At 69.9% G+C, this 14,936-nt stretch carries 16 protein-coding genes; 7 read left to right on the top strand and 9 right to left on the bottom strand.

Annotated features, from left to right (window positions below; all coding sequences use genetic code 11):
* Positions 1 to 41: 41 nt before the first annotated feature.
* From ACWEOO_RS03910 to ACWEOO_RS03895, 4 genes are all read right to left on the bottom strand, one after another.
* Positions 42 to 908, bottom strand: a complete 867-nt coding sequence (locus ACWEOO_RS03910) for an alpha/beta fold hydrolase (protein ID WP_452141664.1) — start codon at positions 906 to 908, stop codon at positions 42 to 44.
* On the bottom strand, positions 880 to 2,058 hold the full coding sequence (locus tag ACWEOO_RS03905; RefSeq protein ID WP_452141663.1) for an MFS transporter: 1,179 nt from the start codon (positions 2,056 to 2,058) through the stop codon (positions 880 to 882). The genes ACWEOO_RS03910 and ACWEOO_RS03905 overlap by 29 nt, the downstream gene beginning before the upstream one ends.
* 143 nt (positions 2,059 to 2,201) lie before the next feature.
* On the bottom strand, positions 2,202 to 2,798 hold the full coding sequence (locus tag ACWEOO_RS03900; RefSeq protein WP_452141662.1) for a CGNR zinc finger domain-containing protein: 597 nt from the start codon (positions 2,796 to 2,798) through the stop codon (positions 2,202 to 2,204).
* 5 nt (positions 2,799 to 2,803) lie between these two features.
* The gene (locus ACWEOO_RS03895) at positions 2,804 to 3,427 is read right to left on the bottom strand and encodes a pyridoxamine 5'-phosphate oxidase family protein (RefSeq protein WP_452141661.1); all 624 of its coding nucleotides are present in this window, start codon (positions 3,425 to 3,427) and stop codon (positions 2,804 to 2,806) included.
* Between the two features lie 256 nt (positions 3,428 to 3,683).
* On the opposite strand from ACWEOO_RS03895, the gene ACWEOO_RS03890 reads away from it, so the two are divergent.
* Positions 3,684 to 5,222 (top strand): fibronectin type III domain-containing protein, encoded by a 1,539-nt coding sequence (locus ACWEOO_RS03890; protein WP_452141660.1) that lies wholly within the window; start codon positions 3,684 to 3,686, stop codon positions 5,220 to 5,222.
* Here the strand turns inward: ACWEOO_RS03890 and ACWEOO_RS03885 are convergent, their stop codons facing one another.
* Positions 5,223 to 6,596: an alpha/beta fold hydrolase gene (locus ACWEOO_RS03885; RefSeq protein WP_452141659.1), complete on the bottom strand. Its 1,374-nt coding sequence runs from the start codon at positions 6,594 to 6,596 to the stop codon at positions 5,223 to 5,225.
* 100 nt (positions 6,597 to 6,696) lie between these two features.
* Here ACWEOO_RS03885 and ACWEOO_RS03880 point away from each other — a divergent pair, with 100 nt between their 5' ends.
* Both ACWEOO_RS03880 and ACWEOO_RS03875 read left to right on the top strand, forming a co-directional pair.
* On the top strand, positions 6,697 to 7,791 hold the full coding sequence (locus tag ACWEOO_RS03880; protein ID WP_452141658.1) for a sensor histidine kinase: 1,095 nt from the start codon (positions 6,697 to 6,699) through the stop codon (positions 7,789 to 7,791).
* Positions 7,784 to 8,467 (top strand): response regulator, encoded by a 684-nt coding sequence (locus ACWEOO_RS03875; protein ID WP_452141657.1) that lies wholly within the window; start codon positions 7,784 to 7,786, stop codon positions 8,465 to 8,467. Before ACWEOO_RS03880 ends, ACWEOO_RS03875 begins: the two co-directional genes overlap by 8 nt.
* On the opposite strand, the gene ACWEOO_RS03870 is transcribed toward ACWEOO_RS03875, so the two are convergent.
* Positions 8,442 to 9,440 (bottom strand): YdcF family protein, encoded by a 999-nt coding sequence (locus ACWEOO_RS03870; protein ID WP_452141656.1) that lies wholly within the window; start codon positions 9,438 to 9,440, stop codon positions 8,442 to 8,444. The two genes, ACWEOO_RS03875 and ACWEOO_RS03870, sit on opposite strands and share 26 nt — an antisense overlap.
* Before the next feature lie 175 nt (positions 9,441 to 9,615).
* On the opposite strand from ACWEOO_RS03870, the gene ACWEOO_RS03865 reads away from it, so the two are divergent.
* Positions 9,616 to 10,839 (top strand): FAD-binding protein, encoded by a 1,224-nt coding sequence (locus ACWEOO_RS03865; RefSeq protein WP_452141655.1) that lies wholly within the window; start codon positions 9,616 to 9,618, stop codon positions 10,837 to 10,839.
* Here ACWEOO_RS03865 and ACWEOO_RS03860 read toward each other — a convergent pair.
* Together ACWEOO_RS03860 and ACWEOO_RS03855 are read right to left on the bottom strand one after the other, a co-directional pair.
* Positions 10,836 to 11,306, bottom strand: coding sequence for a MarR family winged helix-turn-helix transcriptional regulator (locus tag ACWEOO_RS03860; RefSeq protein WP_359936444.1), 471 nt, complete (start codon positions 11,304 to 11,306; stop codon positions 10,836 to 10,838). The genes ACWEOO_RS03865 and ACWEOO_RS03860 overlap by 4 nt on opposite strands.
* Positions 11,303 to 12,592, bottom strand: coding sequence for a nicotinate phosphoribosyltransferase (locus ACWEOO_RS03855; RefSeq protein WP_452141709.1), 1,290 nt, complete (start codon positions 12,590 to 12,592; stop codon positions 11,303 to 11,305). The genes ACWEOO_RS03860 and ACWEOO_RS03855 overlap by 4 nt, the downstream gene beginning before the upstream one ends.
* A gap of 106 nt (positions 12,593 to 12,698) precedes the next feature.
* Here ACWEOO_RS03855 and clpS point away from each other — a divergent pair, with 106 nt between their 5' ends.
* The 3 genes from clpS to ACWEOO_RS03840 are packed head-to-tail and all read left to right on the top strand — an operon-like array spanning position 12,699 to position 14,525.
* Entirely contained in the window at positions 12,699 to 12,986 is a 288-nt protein-coding gene (gene clpS / locus ACWEOO_RS03850) for an ATP-dependent Clp protease adapter ClpS (RefSeq protein ID WP_359936438.1), read from the top strand.
* On the top strand, positions 12,983 to 13,537 hold the full coding sequence (locus ACWEOO_RS03845; RefSeq protein ID WP_363711499.1) for a DUF2017 domain-containing protein: 555 nt from the start codon (positions 12,983 to 12,985) through the stop codon (positions 13,535 to 13,537). The genes clpS and ACWEOO_RS03845 overlap by 4 nt, the downstream gene beginning before the upstream one ends.
* A gap of 10 nt (positions 13,538 to 13,547) precedes the next feature.
* Complete coding sequence (locus ACWEOO_RS03840) at positions 13,548 to 14,525, top strand: aldo/keto reductase (RefSeq protein WP_452141654.1); 978 nt, start codon at positions 13,548 to 13,550, stop codon at positions 14,523 to 14,525.
* A gap of 1 nt (position 14,526) precedes the next feature.
* Here the strand turns inward: ACWEOO_RS03840 and ACWEOO_RS03835 are convergent, their stop codons facing one another.
* Positions 14,527 to 14,910 (bottom strand): hypothetical protein, encoded by a 384-nt coding sequence (locus tag ACWEOO_RS03835; protein WP_452141653.1) that lies wholly within the window; start codon positions 14,908 to 14,910, stop codon positions 14,527 to 14,529.
* Positions 14,911 to 14,936 lie beyond the last annotated feature (26 nt).

Below are 14,936 nucleotides of genomic sequence, written 5' to 3'. Positions count from 1 at the left end.
GACTAACAAATCAGAGGCAAGCTGTGGTCGTCAGGTCGCGCTCAGGGCAGCACCCGCTGGAGGAAGTCGCGGATCAGCGCGGCGATCTCGTCGCCGTGGGTTTCCAGGGCGAAGTGGCCGGCGTCCAGGAGGTGGATCTCGGCGTCGGGCAGGTCGCGGGCGAAGGCGGTGGCTCCGTCGGCGCCGAAGATCTCGTCATGCTTGCCCCAGGCAACCAGTGTCGGCGGCTGGTGGCGGCGGAAGTACTGCTGGAAGGCGGGATACGCGTCGAGGTTGTGCTGGTAGTCGTGGAACAGTTGCAGCTGGATCTCCTGGTTGCCGGGCCGGTCGAGGTAGGACTGATCCAGGGTCCAGGTGTCGGGGCTGATCCGCTCCAGGAACTGTGCCGGTACGCCGTGGGTGTACTGCCAGCGCGTCGCTTCCGCCGTCAGCAGTGAACGGACGTCGGGTTCGTAGGTGGCCCGGTCCTTCGCGTGGTTGAACAGCGGTTCCCAGAAGGGGGTGAACCCTTCGAGGTAGGCGTTGCCGCTCTGTGTGATCAGGGCGGTCACGCGCTCGGGGTGGCGGCTGGCGATGCGGAGTCCGATCGGTGCGCCGTAGTCCTGGATGTAGAGCGCGAACTGCTGCACGTCCAGCTTGTCGAGCAGGCCCAGGGTGAGCTCGGTGAGGGCGTCGAAGGAGTAGGCGAATTCGTCCACCGACGGCATGCCGGACTGGCCGAAGCCCAGGTGGTCGGGTGCGATGAGGTGGTACGAGTCGGCGAGGTCGCGGAGCAGGTTGCGGAACATGGCAGAACTCGTGGGGAAGCCGTGTAGGAGCACGACGGTGGGGTTGGCCGGGTCGCCGGCCTCCCGGTAGAAGATCGGCTGGCCGTCGATGTCAACGGTGCCGTACCGCACTGCGTTCATGGGTGCTCTCCTGATTCTTGACGAGTACTTCGTGATGGGGGCGGAGCAAGGCGAGACAGGCCGCGGCGAGGCCGAGGCCGAGGGCGAAGAAGGCGCGATAGCTGCCGGTGAAACGGTCGATGACGACCGCCATGGTGAGCCCGCTCGCGGCCGCGGCCTGATGGGTGACCCAGGCGGGGGCCAATGTCCGGCCCATCCGGTGCGGGTCGAGCCCTCGGGACAGCACGGCCATGGTGAGCGGAATGATCGGGAACGACGACATTCCGAAGATCACCGCGGCGGCGACGAGTCCGGCCGGGGCCTGCGCCACGGTGAGCAGACCGAGCGACAGTGCTCGCAGCAGGTGGAGTAGGCGCAAGAGGTCCTCGGGGCGCCGGCCCTGGCGCAACAGGCTCGCGACGACGGCCGACGTGATGCCGGCCGACAGCGCGGCGACGGCGACCAGGCGGCCCGCGCCGGCGACTGACCAGCCGAGCTCGGCGGCGTGCTTGGGCAGCATGAGCACGACGACGTACATCGTCGCGGCGTGCAGACCGAACGAAGCCAGTACACGACCACGGCCGCGCAGGCTCTCGCGCGTTTGGTCGCCGGACAGGGTCGTTGCCGGATCATTGGGCAGGACGCAGACGAGGACTGCCGTCACGGCCAGGCCGACACCTCCCAGTACGGCATAGGTTCCGCGGACGCCGATCGGGCCGAACAGCGACGTCGCTGCCCAGGGCATGAGGAGCTGGCCCAGGTTGATCCCGATGGCGGCGCGAGCGAGCGCCGGCCCGGCGTCGGCGCCGTACGCCCGGCCGATCAAGGTGCTGACGGTCAGGCTGGAGGAACTCGCGAAGCCGAGGCCGCCGAGGATCGTGTACGTCGCGATGAACTGCCACGTCTGCGTGACCACGGCGAGCACCAAGTAGCCGGCCGAGCTGAAGATCAGCCCGAGCACGAGGATTCGCTTGGCGCCTACGCGATCCAGCAGGCGGCCAACGAACGGCTGCGCGACGCCGGTGAGCAGTGTGCTCAGCGCGGCAGCCGTCGTCAGGGCCGAGGTGTTGAGTCCGTAGTCAGCGGCGGCGGGGGCGAAGAACACACCCGCGGAGAAGTTCAATCCGAAGGAGACTGTCATGGCCGCGAGGGCGGCGAAGGCCGTTCTCATGATCGCTTCAGCTGGGTCATCTGTGTCTTCACGCTTTCCGGGGGCACGGCTGTGGCCGGGACGGATGGGATGAGGGCAGGCTTGATCGCCGAGACGTCGACGACGTCTCGGCTGCCGGCGGGAGCGGGGTTAGCGGATCGGACTCAGCGGTGGCGGGCGTAGTGCCGGGCGGCGCGGGCACGGTTGCCGCAGGCGGCCGAGCACCACCTTCGTTGCGGACGATCCTGGAGGTACAACAGCACGCAGCCCGGTCCCTGACAGGTGCGCAGGTCCGCGTGCCGATGTACGAACAGGTCGATCGCTTCCTGGGCGATGAAGGACAGGGCCGCCGTGACTGGCGGCGCCGCGCTACGCACCTGTGCGGCCGGCTCGCCCTGCCACCGCAGCTCCTGCCAGTACGGCGCCCAGCGCGCGTGGCGGTTGAGCGTCTCGACCGCCCCGACTGACGGAGCAGCGTCCGCCATGCTTCCGGCCTCCACCTGAGCGGCGTCGCGTCCGGCGATCGCCCGGGCGATGTCGCGGACGGCCTCGCGAAGTTCACGGGCTGCCGTCAGCTCGAAGTCGCCGATCGCGGCGAGTTCCTCGGCCGAGAGCCGCCACGGCAGCCGGTCCTCGATGGCCGCCAGCCATTCGGTGAACAGTTCGGCGTTCTCCAGGCCGTCGCGCGGTTCGCCCCGGACGGCGTAGGCGGTGTTGGCCAGCTCGATCGGCAGCGGTTCGCCGAGCAGGGGCACGGACATGGCGTTCACCGGCTCTTGTCGTGACGCAGGTCGGACCGCAACCGGGCGTTCTCCTGCTCGAGCGCGGTGATCCGGTCCCGCAGCGAGCCGATGGCCTGCTCCACGACGTCGCGGCCGAACAGCTGCGGGATGTGCTGCCGGCAGTTCCAGTCCCATCCCTCGATCTCGATGAGAACGGCCCCTTCCACCTTCCCCGGGTAGTCCGGGACGACCAGCTCGCGCAGGATATCCGGATCCTCGGTGACCCGGGCATGACCCAGGAGCTTCAGGCGTGCCTGCAGGGCGTAGTCCATCAGGAACAGCGCGACGCGATCGGAGTGGTCCAGGTTTCCCCGGGTGATGTACTGCCGGTTCCCGCGAAGATCCGCGAACCCCAGCGTGCGTTCGTCCAGGACGCGCAGGAAGCCGCGCGGGCCGCCGCGATGCTGGATGTAGGGCCAGCCGGTCTCGCCGACGCTGGCGATGTAGAAGCTGTCCCGTTCGCCGACGAACGCCGCTTCGTCGGGACCGAGAACGTCACCGCTCGCCGAGCCCTCCAGCATCCGGCGGTAGGCGCGATCGCTGCCGTGCAGCCGCTGCTGCGCCTGCACCGCGTCGGTGAACGCCAACTGGGCAAACCTGGCACCCATCGCCAGCCTCCTAATGATTGTTTGCTGTCATGATCGTTAGGGGAACGAAATATCTCCCCGAGCGCTCACTAGATTTCTAACGATACAGAGCAGGTCAAGTCATTAGATTGTCGGGCGTCATTGGTCTGAGGTGTGGGTCTGATGGGCGGAACCGGTTGTGTGGCGACATGTGCCGGGAGTTATCGTGTGATCGCGCATTGTCATCGAGGCATGGGGTCGGCATCTTCCGCCGGAGCGGGCCCTTGGGGGTTCGCTCATGAAGAAGGCTGTCCTGGGTGCCGTCACGGCGGCGGCGGTCGTTGCCGCGGCGCTCGTTCCGTCAGGCCCGTCAGTGCAGGCCGCAACCCGCAGCGCCGCCAGTGCGCCGCCGGGGTTCGGGTCGGCGTTGTCGTCGGTGCAGCAGTCGTCCTGGCAGACGAACGCGAGCGTGAACGCGGTCGCCGTCGCCGGGAACCTGGTGTTCACGGGCGGGCTGTTCACCCGCGTCCGGCCGCCGGGGAAGGCACGCGGCGTGGGCGACGCGGCGCGGAAGTACTTCGCGGTCTTCGACCGGACCACCGGCGCGCCGACGCGGTTCGCGCCGACGGTCAACGGGCCGGTGTGGAGCGTCGCGACCTCCCCGGACGGCAAGCGGGTCGTGATCGGCGGTGATTTCACCGTCGTCGATGGGGTCGCACGGTCCCGGGTGGCGATGTTCGATGTCGGCACCGGCAAGCTGGTCGCCGGCTGGGACCCGGCGGTCAACTACCGGGTCGCGGCGCTGAAGGTCACCGGCAGCACCGTCTACCTGGGCGGTTCGTTCGGCAGTGTGGACAAGGTCACCCGGCACCGCATCGCGGCGGTCAGCCTGAGCACCGGCGCCTTGCAGCCCTGGGACCCGGACGCGGACGACGACGTACATGCGATCGAGCTGTCCACCGACGGGACGCGGGTCTTCGTCGGCGGCGGCTTCGTCGAGATCGGCGGGCGGTCCTCGCACTCGCTGGCGATGCTCAGCCCGGCCACCGGCGCGGCGTACGACATGCCGGCCGCCGAGGCGATCCCGCCGCTGACGCCGGACTGCGACAGTCGCGTGAAGGACATCGAAGTCCAGGGCAACAAGGTGTTCGCGGCCAACGCGGGATCAGGTATCGGCTGCTACGACGGCGTGCTCGCCGCGGACGCCAAGACCGGCAAGCTGATCTGGCAGAGCCACTGCCTGGGCGCGACCGAGGCGATCAAGGCGATCGGCAACTGGCTCTACAAGGGGTCGCACGCGCACGACTGCAGCGCGGACGGCGGGTTCCCGGACAAGACCGGGATGCACCACCTGCTGGTCTACAGCGCGATCACCGGCCAGCTCGGCCCCTGGTTCCCGAACGCCACGGCCGGCGGCGAGACGCTCGTCGGCCCGTTGTCGTTCGCGTCCGGCGGCAACGACCTGTGGGCGGGCGGTGACTTCGTCGAGGTCAACGGCACACCGCAGGAAGGGCTGACCCGGTTCACCAACACCCCGGGCGGCGCGGCTCCGGCCAGGCCGGCGGCGCCGAAGGTTGCCAGCGCGCGGGCGAACAAGGTGACGATCGCCTTCGAGACCGTGCTGGACCGCGACAACCTCACGCTCACCTACTCGGTGTACCGCGGCAGCACGCGGATCGGCAGCTGGTCGCGGACGTCGAACTCCTGGACGAAGCCGACCGTCACCTCGGTCACTGACTCCGGCCTGACGAGCCGTCAGACGTTGTCGTACCGCGTCGAGGTCAGCGACGGCCGCAACGTCCAGAAGAGCTCGACGGTCAGCGTGAAGGTTCGCTGATCAGCACCTGGTTCCTCGACGCGGTACGACGAGGTTCGCGAGGTAGTCGTCGATCTTGGCGCGGGCGCATTCGTTGGACTGGTAGAGCGTGTGCCCCGGACCGTCGTGGTAGATCGAGCCGCTGCCCGGAACCTGGTCGACGACCCGGGACGCGGTGTCGTACTCGCTCCAGTTGCCCGCCATCAGTAGCGGCGGCGGGCCGTCGGGCAGCGCGGCGGGTGGGTTGCGGACCGGCACCGGCCACCCGATGCAGGACAGCATCGCGAGCTGGATGGTTCCCGCGGCCCCGGTGTACGGCGCGGCGGCTTCCATCCTCCGGACCTGCTGCTGCAGTTGTCGTTGGCTGGTCGGATGCGGCCAGTCCGTGCACTCGACGACGCCCGGAGACGGCGCGGACGGGAACGGCGCGTTCGGCGGTTCCGGCACGAAGCCGGACGCGTCACCGGTCGCCGCGGCTTTCTTCAGCGCGGCCAGGAGTTTCGGGTACGACGCCTCGCCGAGCCGCGCGAGCCGCAGCCCGGTCCACCGGATCTCGTTGCCGTCGTACGTCGTGCTCCCGGCCGGCAGCGGGTGGCGTTGCGCCTGGGCCACCACCTGTCGCCACGATGCCGCGCAACCGCACCAGTCGAAGAAGCGGGTCATGAACGTCTGCACGTCGCGGGCGAGCTGGGTGAGTTCGCGGTCCCAGTTGTCGGTGCTGTGGTTCCAGGTGCCGTCCAGCACCATCGATCGCACGTGCTGCGGGAAGAGCCGGGCGTACGACTGGCCGATGAAGCCGCCGTACGACGCGCCGTAGAAGTTGACCGTCGACTCGCCGAGCGACCGCCGGATCGCGTCGAGGTCGCGGGCGTGGCTCCCCGAGTCCATCGCCGCGAACAGCTCCGGATCCTTGGCCTGGCACTTCTCCGCGACCGCCCGGTTGGCCGTTGCCAGCGCGTCGAACGCGGCCTGGTCGCGCGGCACCCGCGGCTGCCGTACGCCGGTCCACTCGCACGGCAGATTGGTGCTCATCCCGGCAAGGTTGGGGCCGCCCCGGAGATCCCAGGTGATGATGTCCATCGTCCGGCGCAGACCGGCGAAGGCGTCCGCGCCGCCGTACGAGCGCAGCAGGTCGATGTTCATCCCCATCGGCCCGCCCAGGTTGACCTGCACGGATCCCTGTTTCGGGCCAATCGAAGGCAGCCGGCCGACCATCAACGTGATCTTCCGGCCGGCCGGGCGGTTCCAGTCGACCGGCACCTGCAGACCGGCGCACTCGATGCCGACGGTTCCTGGTCCACCGGGGCATTCGCTCCAGTCGAGAGTCGGGGCGGGCGGGGTGAGGACGTTGGCCGTCAGCACGCCGCTCGCCGCGAGGGAGAGTAGTTTCAGCATGCCGCCCACGGTTTCGCGGATGCGCCGCCCGCACATCGGACCGGAGGCCGACGGCCCACGGTCCGAGGTGGTGGTCCAGCGGCTCGGCTAGGTTCGGCGTGTGGAGTACGGACTGAGCCGGCGGCAACTGATCGCCGCGGACTGCCTGGTCGCCGTCGGGTACGCCGCCCTCGTCCTGCTCACGTCCGCCACCGGCCCGGGGCTCGTGGCGATCGGGCTTGCGCTGCCGATCGCGGTCCGCAGGATCTGGCCGCTGCCGGCGCTCGCCGCGGTCGCCGTCATGTCGGTGATCGCGTACTTCGTGGACGCATTGCGCGATCCGCTGCTCGCCGCCGCCTATGTGCTGTACGTCGTCGCGCTGACCCGCTCGTCGAGCCGCCCGCTGTCCAGCCGGCGCTTGATCGGTCTGGCCGGCGGAGTGGGTTTCGTCGTGCTCGTCCTCGCCGTGGTGGCCGGCGCGCCGGCCGGTCAGTCCCGCGCGGCGCTCGTGCTCACCGGGATCGCCGCCTTGTACGGCGCCTGGATCCTGGGGCAGGTCGTCCGCGACCGGCGGGCTGCCGCGGCCCGCGCGGCGCAGGTGCTGGCCGAGCAGGCGGTCGCCGCGGAGCGGCTGCGGATCGCCCGTGAGCTGCACGACATCGTTGCCCACAGCATGGGATTGATCGCGGTCAAGGCCGGTGTCGCGAACCATGTCCTGCAGGTCCGTCCCGAAGAGGTGTCCGACGCGTTGTCGGTGATCGAGTCCACGAGCCGCGACGCTCTGGTCGAGCTCCGGCACATGCTCGGCCTGCTGCGGGCGCCCGGCGAACCAGCGGACCTCGCACCGCCGGCGGGTCTCGCCGCGCTGCCGGAGCTGGTCGCGCGGGTCGAGTCGACCGGTGTGGAGGTAGAGCTGAAGGTCGACGTACCCGAGCCGCTCCCGGACGCCGTCGCGCTCACCGTCCACCGGATCGTCCAGGAGTGCCTGACGAACGTCACGAAGCACGCCGACGCGCGCCGCTGCAGCATCACGATCACCGGCAGCCCCAACGCCGTACAGCTCGAGGTGACCGACGACGGCGTCGGTGGGGCAGTGGTGGAAGGACACGGTCTGATCGGGATCCGCGAACGGACCGGCGTGTACGGCGGTTCCTACCGGGCCGGGCCGCGCACCACCGGCGGGTTCGAGGTCGTCGTCCGGCTGCCGCATGAGTGAGATCCGGGTGCTGGTCGCGGACGACCAGGCGCTGCTGCGCGGCAGCTTCCGGGTGCTGATCGACACCACACCCGGCCTGACGACGATCGGCGAAGCGGCCGACGGAGCCGAGGCCGTCGAGCTCGCGCGCCGCGAGCGGCCGGACGTCGTCCTGATGGATGTCCGGATGCCGAAGCTGGACGGGATCCAGGCGACCCGGCAGATCTGTTCTGCACCGGAGACGGCCGGGACCAAGGTGCTGATCCTGACGATGTTCGACCTGGACGACGCCGTGTACGCCGGACTGCGGGCCGGGGCGAGCGGCTTCCTGCTGAAGGACGTCCCGCCCGTGGAGTTGCTGCAGGCAATCACTGTCGTCGCGGCGGGCGACGGGCTGCTGGCGCCGTCGATCACGCGACGGCTGATCGCGGAGTTCGCCCGGCTGGCCGAGCCCGGGCAGGCGCCGCTGACCGGCCTCGACGGCGTGACCGATCGCGAGCGCGAGGTGCTGTCGCTGATCGCCCGCGGGCTGTCGAACGACGAGATCTGCGACCACCTCCACGTCGGCCGCGGCACCGTGAAGACCCACATCGGGCACCTGCTCGCCAAACTCCACGCCCGCGACCGGGCCCAGCTGGTGATCGCCGCGTACGAGTCCGGGCTCGTGCGGCCTAGAGGTGCGGGAGGATCGCGCTGAGCGCGATCAGCAGGCAGATGCCGCCGTTGAGGTACGGATGGCTGACCAGGATCGCGACGAACTCGCGGATCGTTGCCGTCGGCCAATAGTAGGCCGCCGTCGGGGAGCCGATCACCTGGCCGTTCAGCTTCGCCCTGCGGGCGGTCAGCGCGGCGCGGAACGCGTGGAAGTTGTTCGTGACGATCAAGCAGCGGTACTGCGGTCGTAGCCCGGCCATCAGGTCACGGCTGAACGTCAGGTTCTCCCAGGTGGTCGTCGACTTGTCCTCGCGCAGGATCTGCTCGTCCGGGACGCCGCGCTCGATCAGGTACGCCGCCATCGCGTGCGACTCGGGCAGGTCCTCGTTCGGCCCCTGGCCGCCGGACGTGACGAGCAGCGGCGAACGGCCCCTGCGGACGGCGCGCTCGTACACCTGCTTCGCCCGGTCGAGGCGGCTGGCCAGCAACGGCGGCACCCGGGACCCGATCAGGCCCGAGCCGAGCACGACGACGAAGTCGACCTTCCGGGACGAGCGGATCCGGCTGTAGACGAACGCGTACACCAGGAAGCACAGGAACAGGAACGAGATGTAGGTCAGCACGCCGAGCAGCACCGACCGTACGGCGGCCAGCGGCTCCCAGCCGATCTTCTCCACCAGCACGCTGAACACCACGAAACCGATGATCCCGAGCCCGACGAGCAGCGACAGCAGGTTGGACAGCCGGCGGCGCTCCCGGCGCAGCATCGTGACGCCGTTGATCACCAGGAACACGGCGAGCACCGCGATCGACAGCGGGATCGCGGCCAGCACCGCGACCGCCAGCCAGCGCCCGGCGGTCTCGTTCACGCTCTCGACCGCGAAGATCAGCCCGAGGCCGGCGAACATCAGCGCGAGAACCAGGAAGATCCCGTTCTTGAACAGACGCCGGTCGCGCAGGAAGCTGACGCCGAAGACGAGGAACCAGAAGGCGGCGATCCCGAAGCAGATGACCATCGGGCGTCATCAAAGCACGCTCCGTCGCCGAGCTGGGGGAGGCAGGGCGGGGCGCCGCCGGGACAGCTCGCGCGGTCGTTCGCGGTGTGGACGGACCGAGGCGCGGCGGAAGCTGGTGTGCGAGGCTCGGGCGGACGGGTCGGGTGGTCGAGAGAGGCGGTCGGACGTGAGCCAGGTGACGAACTGGGCAGGCAACGTCAGCTTTGCGAGTGAGCTGCAGCGGCCTCGGACCGTCGAGGAGCTGCAGGAGCTGGTCGCGGCGGCCGAGAAGGTCCGGGTGCTCGGCACCGGGCACTCGTTCAACCGGATCGCCGACAGCACCGGTGTGCTGGTCAGCGTGCAGGACCTGCCGCAGGTCGTCGAGGTCGGCGAGCGTGGCGCGACGGTCTCGGCCGGCCTCCGGTACGGCGAGATCACGGCCGCGCTGCAGGCGCAGGGGCTCGCGCTGCACAACCTCGGGTCGCTGCCGCACATCTCGGTCGCGGGTGCGTGCTCGACCGGTACGCACGGCTCCGGCGACACCAACGGCCCGCTCGCGGACGCGGTCAGCGCGATCACGTTCGTCGACGCGCGCGGCGAACTCGTGACGCTGACCCGCGACGACCCGGACTTCGCCGGTTCGGTCGTCTCGCTCGGCGCGCTCGGGGTGACTGTGAGCCTGACCCTCGACGTGCAACCGTCGTACGAGATCAGCCAGGTGGTGTACGACGGGCTGCCGGTGGAGCGGCTCGGATCGGACCTGGACGCGGTGATGGGCAGCGCGTACAGCGTGAGCGCGTTCACCGACTGGGTGGACCCGGACGTCATGGTCTGGCGCAAGCGCCGCGAACTGACCGCGCCGGAGGCGCAGTGGCTGGGCGCCACGCTCGCCGACGGGCCGCGGCACCCGATCAAGGTGATGCCGGCCGACTACGCGACCCAGCAGGGCGGCGTACCGGGCCCGTGGAACGAGCGGCTGCCGCACTTCCGGCTCGAGTTCACGCCGAGCAACGGCGACGAGCTCCAGTCGGAGTACTTCGTCCCGCGCGCACGGGCCGCCGAGGCGTTCGACGTACTGCGGGCCCTGGGCAACCGGTTCGCGCCGGTGATCCAGGTGTCGGAGGTCCGCACGATCGCCGCCGACGACCTATGGCTGAGCCCGAGCCAGGGCCGCGACACCGTCGCCCTGCACTTCACCTGGATCCAGGACGAGACCGCCGTACGCCCGGTGGTCGCGGAGCTGGAGGAACGGCTCGCGCCGCTGGACGCCCGCCCGCACTGGGGCAAGGTCTTCGCCGCCGACGCCGCCACCCTCGCCGAGCGCTACCCCCGCGTCCCGGACTTCATCGCCCTGGCAGGCAAGTACGACCCAGCCGGCAAGTTCCGCAACCCCTACCTCGACACGTTCCTGCCCGGCTAAAGCTGGGTGAGGTCCTCGAGGGTGCCGGTGATGGTCCACAGCAGGTTGCGGAGGACGCGGCGGTCCTCGGGCGTGAGCTGGGCGAGGGCGCGGCGGCCGGCGCGGTCGTAGATCTCCTGGACCGTGTGGGCGAGCTCGACGCCGTGCTCGGTCAGCTCGATGCCGACCTGTCGCGCGTCGGTCGTGCTCTTCACCCGCCGTACGAGCCCGGCGGCCTCCATCCGCTGCGTGGTCTTGGTGGCCGTCGGCACCTCGACGTCGAGCACCTTCGCGAGCCGCGCCACCGGCAGCGACCCGTGGTGCAGCAGCTTGGCGAGCACGAGCTCCTGACCCGTGTGCAGCACGGTCCCGGCCAGCTCGTCGGCCACCGCCTTCCGCGCCGCCCGGTCCGCGAACCGCAACGCGACCAGCACGTCCGCCTCGTCGGCCGGCGCCTCCGGCGACCATCCGCCGTCGGTGGCGGTCACGTGTGACTCCGCGGGAGGAACGGGTTGCGGGAGTTGAAGTCGCCGATGTAGTCGGTCGGGATCGCCGGCTCGCCGCGGCTGAGCTGGCTGGCGGAGCGGGGGAGCTCGTCGCGGACCTTCTGGTGGTGGGCCTGCGACTCCTGCGGGCTGGTCCGACCGACGATCTTGCCCGACTCCACGAGCGGCTTCAGCAGCTCGCGGTCGTCGCCGTCGTCGGTCGGCTGCTCACCGACGCCGATCAGCTCGACCTCCGCGACACCGGCGGCCGAACGCCGCCGCAGGGCCCACTTCCGGCCGCCGATCGAGATCTTGTCCGGGCTCTTCTTCGCCACCGGCACCAGGTCACCGCTCGCGTCCTCGCGCGCGACCAGCTTGTACACGAACCCGCAGGTCGGGTAGCCGGAGCCGGTGACCAGCGACGTACCCACGCCGTACCCGTCGACCGGCGCCGGCGCGAGCGCGGCGATCTGGTACTCGTCCAGGTCGCTGGTCACGATGATCCGGGTCTTCGTCGCGCCCAGGGAGTCCAGCTGCTCACGGACCTGACCGGCCAGCGACGGCAGGTCGCCCGAGTCGAGCCGGACCGCGCCCAGCTCGGGACCGGTCAGCTCGATCGCGGTACGCACCGCCGCGGCGACGTCGAACGTGTCGACGAGCAGCGTCGTCCCCTTGCCGAGCGCGTTCACCTGCGACCGGAACGCGTCCTCCTCGCGGTCGTGCAGCAGCGTGAACGCATGCGCCGCGGTCCCGGTGCTCGGGATGCCGTACCGGCGGGCCGCCTCCAGGTTCGAGGTCGCGCCGAACCCCGCGATGTACGCCGCCAGCGCCGCACCGACCGCGGCGCCTTCGTGGGTACGCCGCGAGCCCATCTCGATACAGGGCCGCCCACCGGCCCACCAGGTCATCCGGGATGCCGCCGAGGCGACCGCGGAGTCGTGGTTCAGGATCGACAAGAAAACGGTTTCCAGCAGCACCGCCTCGGCGAACGACGACTCCACCACCAGCACCGGCGACCCCGGGAAGAAGATCTCCCCGTCGGCGTAGCCGGAGATGTCGCCGGTGAACCGGTACTCCGCCAGCCAGTCCCGGGTAGCCTGGTCGACGACGCCGCGATCGGCCAGGAAGGCGATCGTCTGCTCGTCGAACCGGAACCGCTCGAGCGCGTCCAGCAGGCGGTTGACGCCCGCGACCACGCCGTACCGGCGGCCGTCCGGCAGCCGGCGCGCGAACAGCTCGAACACCGAGCGGCGCTGTGCCGTACCGTCGGCCAGCGCGGCCTGCAGCATGGTCAGCTCGTAGTGGTCGGTCAGGAGTGCTGTTGAATGGTCGGCTGCGTGGGTCACAGGTGCAGCCTATTGCGAGAGCGGAACCGATGATGGAGAGAATGGACAGGTGACCACCGCACCGAGCGAACTCGAGAGCCCCGAGGTCGATGAGGCGATCGAGCTGAGCCCACCTTGGGTGACCGTCGTCTGGAACGACCCGGTCAACCTGATGGACTACGTCACGTTCGTCTTCCAGAGCTATTTCGGCTACTCCAAGTCCAAGGCGGAGAAGCTGATGCTGCAGGTGCATCAGGAAGGCAAGTCGGCGGTCTCGAACGGTAACCGGGAAGCGATGGAACGCGACGTGGAAGCGATGCACACCTACGGCCTGTGGGCCACTTGCGAGAAGTCGTGACACGGTTCCGCAAGCGCCGCAAGACCGTCGTCGTCAGTTTCGCCGAGCACGAGGCGGACATCCTGGCGAACCTGCTCCGCAACCTGGTCGAGCTGCTGTACGACGGGCTGCCGCCGCGCGCCACCGAGTCCAGCGACCCGCTGGCGGCGCTGCTGGACTCCGACGGCCCGACGTCGCCGCCCGAGGACGTCGTCCTGCAGCGGCTGCTCCCGGACGCGTACAAGCAGGACGACATGGCGGCCGCCGAGTTCCGGCGGTTCACCGAGCGCGGGTTGCGCGAGGGCAAGGTCACCGACGCCAAGCGGGTGCTGTCCGCCCTCGAGCAGTCCGGCGCCGACGAGATCGCGCTCGAGCCGGACGAACAGCTCTCCTGGCTGCGGGCGCTGAACGATCTCCGCCTCGCGATCGGCACCCGCCTCGACATCAAGGACGAGGACGACTACTCCACCTGGGAGAAGCTCGCCGACGACGACCCGCGCCGCCTCACCTACGACCTCTACGACTGGCTCGGCTACCTCCAGTCCGCCCTCCTCCACAACATGCGCCCGTAGGGTTGACGTCATGGAGACGCGGCGGCTCGGGCGGACCGGGCGGGATGTTGGCGTGGTCGGGCTCGGGGCTTGGCAGCTCGGGGCGGACTGGGGCGCGGTGGACGAGGGCGACGCGCTCGCGGTGCTGCAGGCCGCGGTCGACGGTGGCGTGACGTTCATCGACACCGCGGACGTGTACGGCGACGGGCGTAGCGAGCGGCTTGTCGGCCAGGTGCTGACGTCGCGCGACGGGCTGACGGTGGCGACCAAGATGGGCCGGCGCGTCGAGCAGGTGCCGGAGCACTACACGCTGGAGAACTTCCGCGCCTGGAACGACCGCTCCCGGCAGAACCTCGGCGTCGACACCATCGACCTGGTCCAGCTGCACTGCCCGCCGACGCCGGTGTACTCCGACGACGCGGTCTTCGACGCGCTCGACACGCTCGTCGACGAGGGCCGCATCGCGGCGTACGGCGTCAGCGTCGAGACCTGCGCGGAGGCGCTGACCGCGATCGCGCGGCCGAACGTGGCGTCGGTGCAGATCATCCTGAACGCGTTCCGCCTCAAGCCGCTCGACGAGGTGCTGCCCGCGGCGCGGGAGGCGGGTGTCGGCATCATCGCCCGCGTCCCGCTCGCCAGCGGCCTGCTCTCGGGCAAGTACGACGAGAGCACGGTCTTCGGAGCCGACGACCACCGCACCTACAACCGCTACGGCGAGGCGTTCGACGTCGGCGAGACGTTCTCCGGCGTCGACTTCGGCACCGGCCTGGAAGCCGTCCGCCGCCTGATGCCCTGGCTGCCCGCCGGCGCCACCATGGCCCAGTTCGCCCTCCGCTGGATCCTCGACCAGCCCGGCGTCTCGGTCGTCATCCCCGGCGCCCGCAACCCCGCCCAGGTCGCCGGCAACATCTCCGCCGCCACCCTCCCGCCACTCACCGAGGACCAGCTCACCGCAGTCCAGGAGACCTACGACACCCTCATCCGCCCCCAGATCCACGACCGCTGGTAGGTCAGGCGTTCACGATCGCCAGAGTCGTGCTCACGATCCCCGAGACGATGGCAACTAGCGCTCCGAGAGTCGCCAGGATCTTGCTGCCGCTGACCCACAACCCCTTGTTCAACTCCCGCCACCGCCGCGGAACGAACGCCAGCTTCAGCTTCTGCCACTTGTGCTGGCGGTAGCTGCACCCCATCAGAATTCCGCCGGCGTTGTTCCGGCACAGCTGGCCGGTCCGGGTATCGGCGCCGCAGAACACCGGCGCCTGGAACAAGAAGTACGCCGTGACCAGCGTCCAGCCGACGACCAGCACGGCCGGACCGAGCTTCCAGGTCCAGGCTGTGGTGATCAGCGCGAAGAACAGCAGATATCCCCAGTACCTCCGCAATCCCCTCATGCCTACCTAGTATCACCAGCTGACTA

Source organism: Kribbella sp. NPDC004138 (assembly GCF_053603655.1).
This window is presented reverse-complemented; position numbering and strand designations above follow the sequence as displayed.

Bases quoted from the DNA above. Each gene is read 5' to 3' on its own strand.
- ACWEOO_RS03840 (WP_452141654.1), top strand. From the start codon at position 13,548: ATGGAGACGCGGCGGCTCGGGCGGACCGGGCGGGATGTTGGCGTGGTC.
- ACWEOO_RS03910 (WP_452141664.1), bottom strand. From the start codon at position 908: ATGAACGCAGTGCGGTACGGCACCGTTGACATCGACGGCCAGCCGATC.
- ACWEOO_RS03875 (WP_452141657.1), top strand. From the start codon at position 7,784: ATGAGTGAGATCCGGGTGCTGGTCGCGGACGACCAGGCGCTGCTGCGC.
- ACWEOO_RS03835 (WP_452141653.1), bottom strand. From the start codon at position 14,910: ATGAGGGGATTGCGGAGGTACTGGGGATATCTGCTGTTCTTCGCGCTG.
- ACWEOO_RS03905 (WP_452141663.1), bottom strand. From the start codon at position 2,058: ATGAGAACGGCCTTCGCCGCCCTCGCGGCCATGACAGTCTCCTTCGGA.
- ACWEOO_RS03890 (WP_452141660.1), top strand. From the start codon at position 3,684: ATGAAGAAGGCTGTCCTGGGTGCCGTCACGGCGGCGGCGGTCGTTGCC.
- ACWEOO_RS03885 (WP_452141659.1), bottom strand. From the start codon at position 6,596: ATGCTGAAACTACTCTCCCTCGCGGCGAGCGGCGTGCTGACGGCCAAC.
- ACWEOO_RS03870 (WP_452141656.1), bottom strand. From the start codon at position 9,440: ATGGTCATCTGCTTCGGGATCGCCGCCTTCTGGTTCCTCGTCTTCGGC.
- ACWEOO_RS03855 (WP_452141709.1), bottom strand. From the start codon at position 12,592: ATGCTGCAGGCCGCGCTGGCCGACGGTACGGCACAGCGCCGCTCGGTG.
- ACWEOO_RS03900 (WP_452141662.1), bottom strand. From the start codon at position 2,798: ATGTCCGTGCCCCTGCTCGGCGAACCGCTGCCGATCGAGCTGGCCAAC.
- ACWEOO_RS03895 (WP_452141661.1), bottom strand. From the start codon at position 3,427: ATGGGTGCCAGGTTTGCCCAGTTGGCGTTCACCGACGCGGTGCAGGCG.